Origin of the sequence: Pseudomonas sp. B37(2017), assembly GCF_002112885.1 — a bacterium.
GTDB classification, from domain to species: domain Bacteria; phylum Pseudomonadota; class Gammaproteobacteria; order Pseudomonadales; family Pseudomonadaceae; genus Aquipseudomonas; species Aquipseudomonas paraglycinae.
The window spans coordinates 102,990-118,023 of sequence record NZ_NEIX01000012.1 but is presented as its reverse complement, the minus strand read 5'-3'; the positions used below and the strand labels follow the sequence as shown (position 1 = coordinate 118,023).

Genomic DNA, 15,034 nt, shown 5'->3' with positions numbered 1-15,034 from the left:
TGGAGTGTTACATGGCCGATACGCGGCGTTGGTTCTGGCTCGGTGGGGTGCTCCTGCTCTGCGCGTTTGTCTGGTTGCTGCATCCGATCCTCACGCCGTTTCTGGTGGCGCTGCTGCTCGCGTATCTGTTCGATCCGCTTGTTGATCGTCTGGAGCGCCTGGGGTTGTCGCGCACTTGGGGTGTGATCACGGTGTTCGCCTTGTTCACCCTGATCGTCACCGCGCTGTTGCTGGTACTGGTGCCGATGCTCGCCAAGCAATTGCTGCGGCTCTACGAACTGGCGCCGCAAATGCTCGACTGGTTGCAGCACACCGCCGTGCCATGGGCGCAATCGAAGCTGGGACTGTCGGACGGCTTCTGGAAGTTCGACAAGGTCAAGGCCGCGATCAGCGAACACATGGGCCAGACCACCGACATCGTCGGTGTGGTGCTGAGTCAGGCGACGGCTTCGAGCCTGGCGCTGATCGGCTGGCTGGCGAATCTGGTGCTGATCCCGGTGGTGAGTTTTTACCTGCTGCGCGACTGGGACGTGATGATGGCCAAGATCCGTGGCCTGTTGCCCCGTGATCGCGAGGAGCGCGTGGTGGCGCTGGCAGGTGAGTGTCATGAAGTGCTGGGCGCGTTCGTGCGCGGGCAGTTGCTGGTGATGCTGGCGCTGGGCGTGATCTACGCGGCCGGCCTGATGATTGTCGGGCTGGAACTGGGTCTGTTGATCGGTCTGATCGCAGGGCTGGCGGCGATTGTGCCGTACATGGGGTTCGTGATCGGTATTGGCGCGGCGCTGATTGCCGGGTTGTTCCAGTTCGGTGGCGATCTGTATCCGATGATCGGGATCGTCGCAGTGTTCATGGTCGGCCAGGCGCTGGAAGGCATGGTGCTGACGCCGTTGCTGGTGGGGGACCGGATCGGTCTGCACCCGGTGGCGGTGATCTTCGCGATTCTGGCCGGTGGCGAGTTGTTCGGTTTCACCGGTGTGCTGCTGGCATTGCCGGTGGCGGCGGTGATCATGGTGCTGGTGCGGCATGTCCACGATCTGTACAAGGATTCCGACATCTATAGCGGGGTGGATGAGCCGGAGTTGTAATCGTGACGCGCGGGCTGCCCGGTGGATCACCGGGTTGGCCCGTCTCATGCAGGCCGTGGCGCCAAAGAAACTGTCATAAAACCAGCACGTTAACGCAAACCTTTGATTTTGCTTGGGGTCTGTCGCATTGTGCGCTCCGCTTCACGGGTATAAACTTCGCTCACTTTACACAGAGGCCACTAACGGTTCCTTGGGAACTGTTCAGTCAGCATGAAACCGATTCAGCTGCCCCTAGGTGTGCGTCTGCGTGACGACGCCACCTTCATCAACTACTACCCAGGCGCCAATGCCGCTGCACTCGGCTATGTCGAGCGTCTATGCGAAGCCGACGCCGGCTGGACCGAAAGCCTGATCTATCTGTGGGGCAAGCACGGGGTAGGGCGTACGCATCTGTTGCAGGCCGCGTGCCTGCGCTTCGAGCAGATGGGTGAACCGGCGGTGTACCTGCCGCTGGCCGAGTTGATGGATCGCGGCATCGAAATCCTCGACAACCTCGAACAGTACGAACTGGTCTGCCTGGATGACTTGCAGGTGATTGCCGGCAAGGCAGACTGGGAAGAGGCGATGTTTCACCTGTTCAACCGTCTGCGTGACAGCGGGCGGCGTCTGCTGATTGCGGCGTCCACTTCGCCGCGTGAACTGCCGATCAAACTCGCCGACCTGAAATCGCGCCTGACCCTGGCGCTGATCTTCCAGATGCGTCCTCTCTCCGATGAAGACAAATTGCGTGCCCTGCAATTGCGCGCATCCCGTCGCGGTCTGCACCTGACCGATGAAGTCGGGCATTTTATTTTGACTCGCGGTACCCGCAGCATGAGCGCGCTTTTTGATCTGCTCGAGCAGCTCGATCAGGCCTCTTTGCAGGCCCAGCGCAAGCTGACCATTCCCTTCCTGAAAGAAACCCTGGGCTGGTAAAACCGGGGCTTTCAGCCGGTTTCGGCATATTTCAGGCGCCAGAAAACCCGCTTTCCTGTGGGTTGCACAGGCTGCGTCTCGATTCAAATAGGCTTAAGCGCTTAGATGTTAACGAGAAACCGAGAAGTCACAAAAAGATCGATTGAATTTGCAAATGAGGCTGATAGCGGGCATAGTCTCGGCTTCTTTACAACTATCAGCCACGGTCGTGCCCATGCTAAAGCGCTTCGCACCCCTCGTGCCTCTCGCACTCGTCACCCTGTTGTTCGGTTGCGCTGCTCATTCACCTGTTAATCAAGAGCAGCAACAACAGGCTAAAAATTCTGCCACCGCCCAGTCTTCCGTTATTTACCAGGAAGAGCTGGACACCGAAAAAGAACTCGCCGACTTCAACGGCAAGAAGCCTTACCAGCTTCCGGTTCTGGCCGACAGCATCCTCGAACGCGGCATGTCCCTGATCGGTACCCGTTACCGTTTCGGCGGCACCTCTGAAGCCGGTTTCGATTGCAGCGGTTTCATCGGCTACCTGTTCCGCGAAGAAGCCGGCATGAATCTGCCGCGCTCCACCCGCGAAATGATCAACGTTGATGCGCCGCTGGTTTCGCGCAGCAACCTCGAGCCGGGCGACCTGCTGTTCTTCGCCACCAATGGTCGTCGCGGTCGTGTAAGCCACGCCGGGATCTACCTGGGCGACAACCAGTTCATCCATTCCAGCTCTCGTCGCAGCGGCGGTGTTCGCATCGACAGCCTGGGCGACAGCTACTGGAGCAAGACTTTCATCGAAGCCAAACGCGCTTTGGCGAACGCTCCAACCGTGGTTACCGCTCGCAAGTAATCACGCTTTTGTCGCCACGCTCGTGGCGACAAGCGGTCCTTCAGGGGCAATAGACTTAAACTTTACAAGGTGAAGTTAAAGTCTTACTTGAAGTTTGCCGCGTAGCCGCTAGAATCCTGATCTATATTGATGGCAAACCGCCTGCGTCCCAACGCAGGCGGTTTTGTTTTCTGTCGAATCGGCAGTCAAAGCCTCAGCCAGATCAGGATGTTCTGCATATGACGATGTCGGCCCGCTTTGCCTTGATGTTCTTCGCAGCGCTGCTCAGTGGCTGCGCCAGTCGCACTCCGCCGCCTGCGCCGGTGGTTCGCGCTCCGATCGTGTTCGGATCCTCCCAGGCCTTTTCACCCGCTGCCGAAGACGTGCTGTTCCGCGCGCTCGGGCTGGTGGGCACGCCTTATCGCTGGGGCGGCAATACGCCGGATTCGGGCTTCGATTGCAGCGGCCTGATCGGGTTTGTCTACCGCGATGCCGCCGGCATCAGCCTGCCGCGTTCCACCCGCGAGATGATCGTCATGCAGGCGCCGAACGTAGGCAAGGAAGGGCTGCAAACCGGCGACCTGATCTTCTTCGCCACCAATGGCGGCTCGCAGGTCAGCCATGCGGGGATCTACGTCGGGGAAGGGCGCTTCGTTCATGCGCCGGCCACCGGCGGCACGGTGAAGCTGGACAGCCTGTCGAAAGCGTATTGGCAGAAGGCTTATCTGAGCGCCAAGCGCGTTCTGCAGCCGGAGCATCTGGCGCATAACCCGTAATCCAGATACATAAAAACCCGTGGGAGCTGAATGGCTCCCACGGGTTTTTTAATGCCTGAAACACACTAGCGGGCTGCTGACACCCGCCAAACCTTGTTCCCCACGTCATCGGCTACCAGCAGTCCGCCTTGCTGGTCGATCACCACGCCGACCGGACGACCCAGCGCGTTCTCGTCCTTGTCGAGGAATCCGGTCAGCACGTCCACGGGCGTTCCGCTCGGTTTGCCAGCGGCGAACGGTACGAAGATCACCTTATAGCCGCTGTGCGGTTTGCGGTTCCACGAGCCGTGCTGGCCGATGAATGCGCCTTCCTTGAACTGCGCTGGCAGGCGATTGCCTTCAGCGAAGGTCAGGCCCAGTGACGCGGTGTGCGGGCCGACGGCGTAGTCGGGAGCGATGGCCTTGGCCACCATGTCCGGCCGCTGTGGTTCCACGCGCACGTCGATGTGCTGGCCGTAGTAGCTGAACGGCCAGCCATAGAAGCCACCGTCCTTGACCGACGTGATGTAGTCCGGCACCAGATCGCTGCCGATTTCGTCGCGCTCGTTCACGGCAGTCCACAGCGCACCGCTTTGAGGCTCCCAGGCCAGGCCGTTGGGGTTGCGGATGCCCGAGGCGAAGATCCGGTGGTTGCCGGTGGCACGGTCCACTTCCCAGATCGCTGCGCGACCTTCTTCCTGATCGAGGCCGTTTTCGCCGACGTTGCTGTTCGAGCCGACAGTGACGTACAGCTTGCTGCCGTCCTTGCTGGCGATAACGTTTTTAGTCCAGTGGTGGTTGAGCGTGCCGCCCGGCAGATCCACGACCTTGATTGGCTGGCTCTTGATTTCGGTCGCGCCGGGCTCGTAGTTGAAGCGCAGCAGGCGATCGGTATCGGCCACGTACAGATCGTTGCCGACCAGGGTCATGCCGAACGGCGAGTTGAGGTTCTGCAGGAACACCGTCCGGGTTTCGGCCATGCCGTCATGATCGGCGTCGCGCAGCAGGGTAATGCGGTTCGGGCTGGGAACGCCAGCGCCCGCACGGCCCATGACTTTTTTCATCACCCAGCCACGAATGCCTTTGCTGTCGTCGGGTTTGGGCGGGGCGTTGGTTTCCGCCACCAGCACGTCGCCATTGGGCAGTACATACAACCAGCGCGGGTGATCGAGATTCTCGGCAAAGGCTGCCACCTGCGTGCCTGCCGCTGCCGTCGGTTTCGCGCCGGCCGGCCAGCCGATGGCCGGGGCGATGTTCACCGTCGGGATCAGGGTCTTGTTCGGTTCGGGCAATCGGGGTGACGGGCCGGTGCCGTCGGAGACTTGCAGGCTGGAGGATTCACCACAGGCGGCGAGCCCTCCGGCGAGCACGATGACGAAAACGAGCTGGGGCTTGCGCATTGCTGATCTTCCCTATGAATGCATTCCTAATCATAGAGAAGCGCACAAGCCCGATGGTTCAACCCTCAGCCGCGGGCTTCCTTGAACAGCACGGCAATGCCGGGGTGATAGTTGCCGGCCTCGCTGCGCAATTTGCGATAGGCGTAGGGAAAATACCAGGCGACGGCGCAGGTGTGTTCCTTTTGCAGGTCGTCGACCATGTCCTGCAGCTCTTCCGGGCTGGCGCTGTGCTGGGCTTTTTGCGGGGCGACGAACAGGCAGCCGAGTTTCAGGTCGCTGGCGTAGCTGATGCGCTTGGCGTCGCTGGTGATATCCGCCAGGGCCTGCGTCAGATTCAGGCTGGTGACGCGCGGCCAGCGTTGGGTGGCCTGAATGAAGGCGCGATCTTCAGCGCCAGCCAGGAACAGGTCGGCGCGGGCATTGCGCTCGCCTTCCTCGTTCTGTTTGCGGGTGGCGGTGTCGCGCAGGGTGACCAGTTCGGCCATCCAGGCAGCGGCCGACAGCAGGCCGAGGTTGGCTTTTTCGTCGTGCCAGTAGGGCGTGTCATTGTCGCCGCGCACGGCGTTGTAGCGGTCGATACAGTCAAACCAGCGTTCCAGCACCGGGCGCAGGAATTCCAGCCGCGGATTGCTGATGATCATGCCTTGCATGGTGCTCTCCCTTGTTATTGTGATGTGCTCTCTGCAGTCAAAAAGCATGGCTCTTTGATATCACTGCTGACAGTGTGGCACAAGATTGGCGTCAGTTAATTGATCGGCGGCAGTTATTCGCCGCACAAGCCCCTCTTCAATTGACGCTCCACCCCCAACCCTCTAACCTTCGCGGCTTGTTTCAGGTGCTCTGTGGCGCATGTCGACAGAGTGAAACAGGGAAGCCGGTGAGGCGGGTCTTCAAGCGATGAACCCTCACGATCCCGGCGCTGCCCCCGCAACGGTAAATGAGTAAAAGCTGCGTCTGATGCCACTGCCTAAAAGCGGGAAGGCGCGCAGCCAGGCCAACGCCGCTCATGAGCCCGGAGACCGGCCTGATCCATCCAGCGGCATCACGGTGGGCGATGCCAGGCTTGTTGCCGTCTATTCTTGTGCCTGCCCGCCGTTATCCAGCCTCAACGGAGAGCTCCCCCATGACTGATTCCCCCGAACGCGACGAGCGCCACCTGGCGCGCATGCAGCGCAAAAAAGCCGTGATCGACGAACGCATCGCCAATTCGCCAGACGAATGCGGCCTGGTGCTGGTGCTGACCGGCAATGGCAAAGGCAAAAGCAGCTCGGCCTTCGGCATGCTCGCTCGCGCCATGGGCCACGGCATGCAGTGCGGCGTGGTGCAGTTCATCAAGGGCCGCAACAGCACCGGCGAAGAGCTGTTTTTCCGCCGTTTCCCCGAGCAAGTGCGTTTTCATGTGATGGGCGAGGGCTTCACCTGGGAAACCCAGGACCGCCAGCGCGACATCGCCGCCGCCGAGGCAGCGTGGGAAGTCTCCCGCGAACTGCTGCGCGATCCATCGATCGGTCTGGTGGTGCTCGATGAACTGAACATCGCGCTCAAGCACGGTTACCTCGATCTGGATCAGGTGCTCAGCGATCTGCAGGCCCGTCCGCCGATGCAGCACGTGATCGTCACCGGCCGCGCCGCCAAGCCGGAAATGATCGAGATGGGCGACACCGTCACCGAAATGGGCATGATCAAGCACGCCTTCCAGGCCGGCATCAAAGCGCAGAAAGGCGTCGAACTTTGAATCAACCACGTCACTGCCCGGCGGTACTTATCGCCGCGCCGGCTTCCGGTCAGGGCAAGACCACCGTCACCGCCGCGCTGGCCCGTCTGCATCGCAATCAGGGGCGCAAGGTTCGCGTATTCAAGTGCGGCCCGGACTTTCTCGACCCGATGATCCTCGAGCGCGCCAGCGGTGCGCCGGTCTATCAATTGGACATGTGGATGGTCGGCGAGCAGGAAAGTCGACGTCTTTTGTGGGAAGCCGCCGCCGAAGCCGACCTGATCCTGATCGAAGGCGTGATGGGTTTGTTCGACGGCACGCCGTCGAGCGCCGACCTGGCCCGGCATTTCGGCGTGCCGGTGCTCGGCGTGATCGACGGCACGGCCATGGCCCAGACCTTCGGCGCACTGGCGCTAGGCCTGGCGCGCTATCAGCCGGACCTGCCGTTCGCCGGCGTGCTGGCCAACCGCGTCGGCACCGTGCGCCATGCGCAGTTGCTGGAAGGCAGCCTCACCGAAGGCCTGCGCTGGTACGGCGCGTTGTCCCGGGAAACCGGGATCGAACTGCCGAGCCGCCATCTCGGCCTGGTGCAGGCCAGCGAACTCAATGATCTCGACGTGCGCCTCGACGCCGCCGCCGAAGCGCTGGCCGGCACTTGCGAGGTAGCGCTGCCACCGGCTGTGGAATTCGCCGCGCCTGAAATCATTGAGACCGAAAAGCTGCTCGAAGGCGTGCGAATTGCCGTCGCCCGCGACGAAGCCTTCGCCTTTACCTACGGCGCCAGTCTAGATCTGTTGCGGGCGATGGGCGCCGAGTTGAGTTTCTTCTCGCCGATCCGCGATGCGCAATTGCCCGACGCCGACAGTCTGTACCTGCCCGGCGGCTATCCGGAATTGCACCACGTTGCCTTGTCGCAGAACGCCGACATGCTCAAAGCGATCCGCGCGCATCATGCCGCCGGCAAACCGCTGCTCGCCGAATGTGGCGGCATGCTTTATCTGCTCGACTCGCTGACCGATGTCGAAGGCACCCGCGCTGATTTGGTCGGCGTGTTGAGCGGCGACGCCGTGATGCAAAAACGCCTCGCCGCACTGGCGCTGCAAGAGGTCGACCTGCCGGAAGGCCTGTTGCGCGGCCACACCTATCACCATTCCCTGACCACCACCGAACTGACGCCGATTGCCCGTGGCCACAGCCCCAACGGCGGGCGCGGCGCGGAAGCGGTGTACCGGGAAGGGCGGATGACCGCCTCGTACGTTCACTTCTATTTCCCGTCGAATCCGTCGGCGATTGCCGCACTGTTGGTGCCATGACCGACAACGCCTTCACTGACGCCGAGCGCGAAGCGGTCTACCGCGCCATCGCCGAACGTCGCGACATGCGCCACTTCAGCGGTGGCGCGGTCGAGCCTGAACTGTTGCGCCGTTTGCTTGAAGCCGCGCACCAGGCGCCGAGTGTCGGCCTGATGCAGCCGTGGCGCTTCATCCGTATCAGCGACCGCGCGCTACGTGGTCAGATCCAGAACCTTGTTGAAGAAGAACGTGTGCGCACCGCCGAAGCCCTCGGCGAGCGCAGTGACGAATTCATGAAGCTTAAGGTCGAAGGCATCAACGACTGCGCCGAAGTGCTGGTTGCCGCGTTGATGGACGATCGCGAGCGGCATATTTTCGGTCGTCGCACGCTGCCGGAAATGGACATGGCGTCGCTGTCCTGCGCAATCCAGAATCTCTGGCTCGCCGCGCGTGCCGAAGGCCTGGGCATGGGCTGGGTGTCGCTGTTCGAACCGCAGGCGCTGGCCGATCTGCTGAAACTGCCGGCCGGGGCGAAGCCGCTGGCGGTGCTTTGTCTGGGGCCGGTCAAGGAATTCTATCCGGCGCCGATGCTGGTACTCGAAGGGTGGGCGCAGGCGCGTCCGCTCAATGAGCTGCTGTATGAAAATTTTTGGGGAGTGAGTCAATGAGTGTGGCGTTGTTGAGTGTCGCCGCGGTTGCGCTGGATGCGCTGCTGGGTGAACCGAAACGCTGGCATCCGCTGGTGGCGTTCGGCAATTTCGCCGGGCGCATCGAGCAACGTTTCAATAGCGCTGGTCGTGGTTGGCGCAGCCATGGAGTCACCGCGTGGGTGATTGCGGTGTTGCCGCTGACCCTGCTGGCCACGGCGTTTTCCTGGGCACCTTACGTGGGCTGGATCGTCGAGATTCTTGCGCTGTATTGCGCCCTCGGCATGCGCAGCCTGGGTGAGCACGTCGAGCCGGTGGCCAAGGCCCTGCGCGCCGATGATCTGGAAGAGGCGCGCAAGCGTGTGGGTTATCTGGTCAGCCGCCAGACCGATGAGCTGGACAGCACCGCCGTCGCCCGCGCCGCCACCGAGTCGGTGCTGGAGAACGGCAGCGATGCGGTGTTCGCCGCGCTGTTCTGGTTTGCCGTGGCCGGTGCGCCGGGTGTGGTGCTCTATCGCCTGAGCAATACGCTCGACGCGATGTGGGGTTATCGCAACGAGCGCTTCGAGCGTTTCGGCTGGGCGGCGGCAAAAATCGACGACGTCCTCAACTACATTCCTGCGCGGCTGGTGGCGTTGACCTACGCGCTGCTGGGCAAGACCCGACTGGCGCTGAAATGCTGGCGGACTCAGGCGCCAAAATGGGACAGCCCGAACGCAGGTCCGGTGATGGCTGCCGGCGCGGGTGCCTTGGGCGTCGAGCTCGGAGGCCCGGCGATTTACCACGGCGAGCTGCACGAGCGTCCGCAACTGGGCGAGGGCGTGCAGGCGGATGCCGATTTCATTGATCGCGGCTGGCAATTGGTCCAGCGCGGGGTATGGTTATGGCTGCTGATTCTCTGCGTGGGGGCTGAATTCTATGCTTGAGCACGGTGGCCGGTTGCGCAGGGCGGCGCTCGAATACGGCATCGCGGAAGAAGACTGGCTCGACCTGTCCACGGGTCTGGCGCCGTGGCCGTTTCCGGTCCCGGAGATTCCGCTGCGGGCCTGGGCGCGTTTGCCGGAGAACGATGACGGTCTGGAGCAGGCCGCCTGCGATTATTACGGTGCCAGCCAGGTGCTGCCGGTGGCCGGTTCGCAGATGGCCATTCAATTGCTGCCGCGATTGCGCCGGGCCGGCAAGGTCGGCGTTTTATCGCCGTGTTACGCCGAGCATGCCGAAGCGTGGCGCCGCAGCGGCTACATCGTGCGCGAGGTGCTTGAGCAGGAAGTCGACTTCTTTCTCGACAGTCTCGACGTGCTGGTGGTGGTCAATCCGAACAATCCAACGGGCCTGAATCTGACCCCGGCGCGCCTGCTCGACTGGCATGCGCGGCTGGCCCAGCGCGGCGGCTGGCTGGTGGTCGACGAAGCGTTCATGGACAACACGCCGCAGCTGAGCCTTGCCCCGCATGCGCATCAAGTGGGGTTGATCGTGTTGCGCTCATTCGGCAAGTTTTTCGGTCTGGCCGGTGTGCGGCTGGGCTTCGTGCTGGCCGAGCGCAAGTTGCTCAGGTTGCTGGCCGAACAGGTCGGGCCCTGGGCCGTCAGCGGACCGACCCGGGTGCTGGGTCAGGCTTGCCTGCGAGACACCGAAGGCCACACCCGCCAGCGCATCCGCAGCGACGAGGCCAGCGAGCGGCTGGCTGCGCTGCTTGAGCGCCACGGTTTCAAACCGCAGGGCGGCTGCGCACTGTTTCAGTGGCTGATCACCGAACAGGCCACCGCGTTGCACGAATTCATGGCTCGTCGCGGCATTCTTCTGCGTCTGTTTGCGCACAACAGCAGCCTGCGATTCGGGCTGCCCGCCGATGCCGCCGACGAGGCGCGCCTTGAGCAAGCCCTGCAAGCATTCGCCAAGCATTGCTCCATGGAAAAACCAGCATGACCACATTAATGGTGCAGGGCACCACCTCCGACGCCGGCAAAAGTACGCTGGTGACGGCGCTGTGCCGCTGGGCAACCCGTCAGGGCGTTGCCGTGGTGCCGTTCAAACCGCAGAACATGGCGCTTAACAGCGCGGTGACTGCCGACGGCGGCGAGATCGGCCGCGCGCAAGCGGTGCAGGCGCAGGCGGCGTTTCTCGAGCCGCACACCGACATGAACCCGGTGCTGCTCAAGCCCAACAGCGACACCGGCGCTCAGGTCATCATCCACGGCCGCGCGGTCACCAGCATGAACGCCGTCGCCTATCACGACTACAAAGCCATCGCCATGCAGGCCGTGCTCGCTTCCCATGAACGCTTGAGCGCCGCGTATCCGCTGGTGATGGTCGAAGGCGCAGGCTCGCCGGCAGAGATCAATCTGCGTGCCGGCGACATCGCCAACATGGGCTTCGCCGAAGCGGTGGATTGCCCGGTGTTGCTGATCGCCGACATCAATCGTGGCGGCGTGTTTGCCCATCTGGTGGGCACGCTGGAACTGCTGTCGCCGAGCGAACAGGCACGGGTCAAAGGCTTCATCATCAACCGTTTTCGCGGTGATATCGCCTTGCTGCAACCGGGCCTCGACTGGCTGGAGCAGCGCACCGGCAAACCGGTGGTGGGCGTGCTGCCGTACGTGATGGATCTGCATCTGGAAGCCGAGGACGGCATCGACCAGCGCCAGACCGACAAGGCCGAGCAAGTCCTGAAAGTGGTGGTGCCGGTGCTGCCGCGCATCAGCAATCACACCGATTTCGATCCGCTGCGGCTGCATCCGCAAGTTGATCTGCAATTCATCGGCCCGGGGCAGGCGATTCCGCCGGCCGATCTGATTATCCTGCCAGGCTCGAAAAGCGTGCGCAGTGATTTGGCGTATCTGCGCGCCAATGGCTGGGAATCGGCTATCAGCCGTCACCTGCGTTACGGCGGCAAGCTGTTGGGAATCTGCGGCGGCCTGCAAATGCTCGGCGAGCAAGTGCACGATCCGCTGGGTCTTGAAGGCGCGCCGGGTTCCAGCGCCGGTCTGGGGCTGATGGCGTTTGAAACACAGCTCGAGGCCGAGAAACAGTTGCGCAATGTGCGCGGACGTCTGGCGCTGGAAGATGCCGAGGTCAGCGGCTATGAAATTCATGCCGGCGTGACGACGGGATCTGCGCTGGAAAATGCTGCCGTGCATCTGGACGACGGTCGTTGCGACGGCGCGCAAAGTCTCGACGGGCAGATTTTCGGCACCTACCTGCATGGCCTGTTCGAATCGCCGGCGGCCAGTGCGGCGCTGTTGCGCTGGGCCGGTCTGAACGATGTGCAGGAGGTGGATTACCACGGCCTGCGCGAACGCGATATCGAGCGGCTGGCGGATCTGGTGGAGAAGCATCTCGATACCGATCTGTTGTGTGAACTCTGTGGCATCCAGGCTGGATGTGATGGCCTCTTCGCGGGCAAGCCCGCTCCCACAGGGGGCTGAGGTGTACTCAAGTGCCATGTCCGGCCGACATCCATTGTGGGAGCGGGCTTGCCCGCGAAGAGGCCAGTTGTCTCAACGAATTTTTTTCAGGATGCCTCCATGCTCCAGTTGATCCTCGGCGGCGCCCGTTCCGGTAAAAGTCGCCTGGCGGAAAAACTCGCCACCGACAGCGCGCTGGCCGTGACGTACATCGCCACCAGCCAGCCGCTGGATGGCGAGATGAATGAACGCGTTGCCCATCACCGCGCCCGTCGTCCCGCCGAATGGGCGTTGATCGAAGAGCCGCTGGAACTGGCCCGTGTGCTGCGCGAAAACGCTGGCGCCGAGCGTTGCCTGTTGGTGGATTGCCTGACGCTGTGGCTGACCAATCTGCTGATGCTCGACGACGCCGAACGCCTCGCCGCCGAACGCGAAGCCCTGCTCGAATGCCTGGCGTTGCTGCCGGGTGAAATCATTTTTGTCAGCAACGAGACCGGAATGGGTGTCGTGCCGCTGGGCGAATTGACTCGCCGCTACGTCGATGAAGCCGGTTGGCTGCATCAAGCTCTGGCCGAGCGTTGTCAGCGAGTCGTCCTGACGGTCGCCGGCCTGCCCCTGACTCTGAAAGGACCTGCGTTATGACCCAAGCCTGGTGGCTGAACCCGTGCAAACCGGTGGATACGGACGCCGTTGAAAATGCGGCGGCGCGTCAGCAGCAATTGACCAAACCCGCCGGCTCTCTCGGGCAGCTCGAATCGGTGGCTGTGCAACTGGCGGGATTGCAGGGCCAGGTCAAACCGACACTCGATCAGGTCTGGATCGCGATTTTTGCCGGTGACCACGGCGTCGTCGCCGAAGGCGTTTCTGCGTTTCCGCAAGAAGTCACCGGGCAGATGCTGCTGAACTTCGTCAGCGGCGGCGCGGCGATCAGCGTGCTGGCGCGGCAACTCGGCGCGCAGCTGGAAGTGGTGGATCTGGGCACGGTGACCCCGTCGCTGAACCTGCCGGGCGTGCGTCACCTGAACATCGGCCCGGGCACGGCGAATTTCGCCAAGGGCGCGGCGATGACTCAGGCCCAGGGCGAACTCGCCTTGCAGGGCGGTCGCGACAGCGTGCTGCGCGCGAAGGCGGCGGGCGCGCATTTGTTCATCGGCGGTGAAATGGGCATCGGCAACACCTCTGCCGCCAGTGCGCTGGCCTGTGCGCTGCTCGATTGCCCGGTGGCGCATCTGACCGGTCCGGGCACCGGGCTGAATGCCGAAGGCGTCAGCCACAAGGCGCAGGTAATCGAGCGGGCGCTGGCACTGCATGCGGCGCAACGTGGCGACGCGTTGCAGACCCTGTTCAATCTCGGTGGTTTTGAGATTGCGGCACTGGTCGGCGCGTATCTGGCCTGTGCTCAGGAAGGTGTGGCGGTGCTGGTGGACGGTTTTATCTGCACGGTCGCCGCACTGGTGGCGGTGCGTCTGAATCCGGCTTGCCGTGAGTGGCTGCTGTTCGGGCATCGCGGTGCCGAGCCGGGTCATCGACATGTGCTGGAAACTCTTGGCGCAGAACCGCTGCTCGAACTGGGCCTGCGCCTGGGCGAGGGCAGTGGCGCGGCGCTGGCGGTGCCGTTGTTGCGTCTGGCCTGCGACCTGCACGGGCAGATGGCGACCTTCGCCGAAGCCGCGGTGGCGGATCGCCCGGCATGACTTTGCGTCTGGATCTGCTGCGCCACGGTGAAACCGAACTCGGCGGCGGCCTGCGCGGCAGCCTCGACGATGCACTGACCGAAAAAGGCTGGGCGCAGATGCGCGAGGCGGTGAGCGGGCAGGGGTCGTGGAATCGGCTGGTCAGTTCGCCGTTGCAGCGTTGCGCGCGGTTTGCTGAAGAGTTGAGCGCGCAGCGGGATCTGCCGGTATCTCTGGACAAGAATCTGCAAGAGCTGCATTTCGGTGCCTGGGAAGGGCAGAGCGCGGCGGCGCTGATGGAGACTGATGCCGAAGCGCTCGGGCTGTTCTGGGCGGATCCGTATGGGTTTACCCCGCCGCAGGGGGAGCCGGTCAGCGATTTTTCTGCGCGGGTGCTGGCGGCGGTGATGCGACTGCACGCGGCGCACGCCGGTGAGCGGGTGTTGCTGGTCAGCCACGGCGGCGTCATGCGTCTGCTGCTGGCGCGGGCCCGTGGTTTGCCCCGTGAGCAGTTGCTGAATGTCGAAGTCGGCCACGGCGCGCTGTTTTCGCTGATCGTCGAGGCCGACGGTTCGCTCAGGGAAGTGCTCTGACATGCTGCCCCTGTGGTTCGCCCTGCAATTTCTCAGCAGCCTGCCGATTCGTCTGCCGGGCATGCCGGCGCCTGAACAGCTCGGCCGGTCGCTGCTGTTTTATCCGTTGGTGGGCTTGCTGTTCGGCCTGATTCTCTGGGCGCTGAACATTGCGTTGGCGGGCGCGCCATTGCTGTTGCACGCGGCGCTGCTGTTGACGGTGTGGGTGCTGCTCAGCGGAGCGTTGCACCTAGATGGGCTGGCGGACAGCGCCGACGCGTGGCTCGGCGGTTTCGGTGATCGCGAGCGTACGCTGACGATCATGAAGGATCCGCGCAGCGGGCCGATCGCGGTGGTGACGCTGGTACTGGTGTTGCTGCTCAAGTTCGCCGCGTTGCTGGCGTTGATCGAACAACAGCAAGGCCTGGCGTTGATCATCGTGCCGCTGATCGGGCGGGCGGCGCTGCTCGGACTGTTCCTCACCACGACCTATGTCCGGGCTGGTGGATTAGGGCAGGCACTGGCCGATCATCTGCCGCGCAAGACGGGTTGGCAGGTGCTGACGGTGAGTGCAGCGGCGTGTGTGGTCATCGCTGGGTTCAACGCCGTCGTGGCGCTGCTGCTGGCGGTTGTCGTGTTCATCTGGCTACGGCATTTGATGGTGCGGCGATTGGGCGGAACCACCGGTGATACGGCCGGTGCGTTGCTGGAATTGCTGGAGATGTCAGTGCTGGTCGGGCTGGCCTTGTTTTGATAAGTAACT

16 protein-coding genes and 1 riboswitch are annotated in these 15,034 nt (G+C 62.9%); of the genes, 14 read left to right on the top strand and 2 right to left on the bottom strand.

Annotated elements, in window-relative coordinates; all coding sequences use genetic code 11:
• The first annotated feature begins 11 nt into the window (after nucleotides 1–11).
• From CAF90_RS25195 to CAF90_RS25180, 4 genes are all read left to right on the top strand, one after another.
• Nucleotides 12–1,085: an AI-2E family transporter gene (locus CAF90_RS25195; protein ID WP_007950395.1), complete on the top strand. Its 1,074-nt coding sequence runs from the start codon at nucleotides 12–14 to the stop codon at nucleotides 1,083–1,085.
• Nucleotides 1,086–1,295: 210 nt separating this feature from the next.
• The gene (gene hda / locus CAF90_RS25190) at nucleotides 1,296–2,000 is read left to right on the top strand and encodes a DnaA regulatory inactivator Hda (RefSeq protein ID WP_007950396.1); all 705 of its coding nucleotides are present in this window, start codon (nucleotides 1,296–1,298) and stop codon (nucleotides 1,998–2,000) included.
• 214 nt (nucleotides 2,001–2,214) lie between these two features.
• A complete protein-coding gene (locus CAF90_RS25185) occupies nucleotides 2,215–2,835 on the top strand; it encodes a C40 family peptidase (RefSeq protein ID WP_007950397.1) in 621 nt (206 codons plus the stop codon).
• A 218-nt stretch (nucleotides 2,836–3,053) separates the two neighbouring features.
• A complete protein-coding gene (locus tag CAF90_RS25180; protein ID WP_007950398.1) occupies nucleotides 3,054–3,590 on the top strand; it encodes a C40 family peptidase in 537 nt (178 codons plus the stop codon).
• A gap of 65 nt (nucleotides 3,591–3,655) precedes the next feature.
• Here CAF90_RS25180 and CAF90_RS25175 read toward each other — a convergent pair whose 3' ends face one another.
• Both CAF90_RS25175 and CAF90_RS25170 read right to left on the bottom strand, forming a co-directional pair.
• Nucleotides 3,656–4,969: a sorbosone dehydrogenase family protein gene (locus tag CAF90_RS25175; protein WP_085608845.1), complete on the bottom strand. Its 1,314-nt coding sequence runs from the start codon at nucleotides 4,967–4,969 to the stop codon at nucleotides 3,656–3,658.
• Nucleotides 4,970–5,034: 65 nt separating this feature from the next.
• A complete protein-coding gene (locus CAF90_RS25170) occupies nucleotides 5,035–5,619 on the bottom strand; it encodes a hypothetical protein (RefSeq protein WP_007950400.1) in 585 nt (194 codons plus the stop codon).
• 166 nt (nucleotides 5,620–5,785) lie between these two features.
• Nucleotides 5,786–6,012: riboswitch (cobalamin riboswitch) on the top strand.
• A gap of 80 nt (nucleotides 6,013–6,092) precedes the next feature.
• Between CAF90_RS25170 and cobO the strand changes: the two genes are divergently transcribed.
• From cobO to CAF90_RS25120, 10 genes are all read left to right on the top strand, one after another.
• Nucleotides 6,093–6,704 carry a cob(I)yrinic acid a,c-diamide adenosyltransferase gene (gene cobO, locus CAF90_RS25165; RefSeq protein ID WP_007950401.1) on the top strand — a complete coding sequence of 204 codons (612 nt, stop codon included), beginning with the start codon at nucleotides 6,093–6,095 and terminating at the stop codon, nucleotides 6,702–6,704.
• Complete coding sequence (locus tag CAF90_RS25160; RefSeq protein ID WP_085608844.1) at nucleotides 6,701–7,996, top strand: cobyrinate a,c-diamide synthase; 1,296 nt, start codon at nucleotides 6,701–6,703, stop codon at nucleotides 7,994–7,996. Before cobO ends, CAF90_RS25160 begins: the two co-directional genes overlap by 4 nt.
• The gene (gene bluB, locus CAF90_RS25155) at nucleotides 7,993–8,643 is read left to right on the top strand and encodes a 5,6-dimethylbenzimidazole synthase (RefSeq protein WP_085608843.1); all 651 of its coding nucleotides are present in this window, start codon (nucleotides 7,993–7,995) and stop codon (nucleotides 8,641–8,643) included. Before CAF90_RS25160 ends, bluB begins: the two co-directional genes overlap by 4 nt.
• A complete protein-coding gene (cbiB, locus tag CAF90_RS25150) occupies nucleotides 8,640–9,548 on the top strand; it encodes an adenosylcobinamide-phosphate synthase CbiB (protein ID WP_085608842.1) in 909 nt (302 codons plus the stop codon). The genes bluB and cbiB overlap by 4 nt, the downstream gene beginning before the upstream one ends.
• Nucleotides 9,541–10,548, top strand: coding sequence for a threonine-phosphate decarboxylase CobD (gene cobD / locus CAF90_RS25145; RefSeq protein WP_085608841.1), 1,008 nt, complete (start codon nucleotides 9,541–9,543; stop codon nucleotides 10,546–10,548). The genes cbiB and cobD overlap by 8 nt, the downstream gene beginning before the upstream one ends.
• Nucleotides 10,545–12,047, top strand: coding sequence for a cobyric acid synthase (locus CAF90_RS25140; protein ID WP_085608840.1), 1,503 nt, complete (start codon nucleotides 10,545–10,547; stop codon nucleotides 12,045–12,047). The genes cobD and CAF90_RS25140 overlap by 4 nt, the downstream gene beginning before the upstream one ends.
• Nucleotides 12,048–12,146: 99 nt before the next feature.
• Nucleotides 12,147–12,668: a bifunctional adenosylcobinamide kinase/adenosylcobinamide-phosphate guanylyltransferase gene (cobU, locus tag CAF90_RS25135; protein ID WP_085608839.1), complete on the top strand. Its 522-nt coding sequence runs from the start codon at nucleotides 12,147–12,149 to the stop codon at nucleotides 12,666–12,668.
• Nucleotides 12,665–13,720, top strand: coding sequence for a nicotinate-nucleotide--dimethylbenzimidazole phosphoribosyltransferase (cobT, locus tag CAF90_RS25130; RefSeq protein ID WP_085608838.1), 1,056 nt, complete (start codon nucleotides 12,665–12,667; stop codon nucleotides 13,718–13,720). Before cobU ends, cobT begins: the two co-directional genes overlap by 4 nt.
• Nucleotides 13,717–14,292 (top strand): alpha-ribazole phosphatase family protein, encoded by a 576-nt coding sequence (gene cobC / locus CAF90_RS25125; RefSeq protein ID WP_085608837.1) that lies wholly within the window; start codon nucleotides 13,717–13,719, stop codon nucleotides 14,290–14,292. Before cobT ends, cobC begins: the two co-directional genes overlap by 4 nt.
• A 1-nt stretch (nucleotide 14,293) precedes the next feature.
• On the top strand, nucleotides 14,294–15,025 hold the full coding sequence (locus CAF90_RS25120) for an adenosylcobinamide-GDP ribazoletransferase (RefSeq protein WP_085608836.1): 732 nt from the start codon (nucleotides 14,294–14,296) through the stop codon (nucleotides 15,023–15,025).
• Nucleotides 15,026–15,034: the final 9 nt, after the last annotated feature.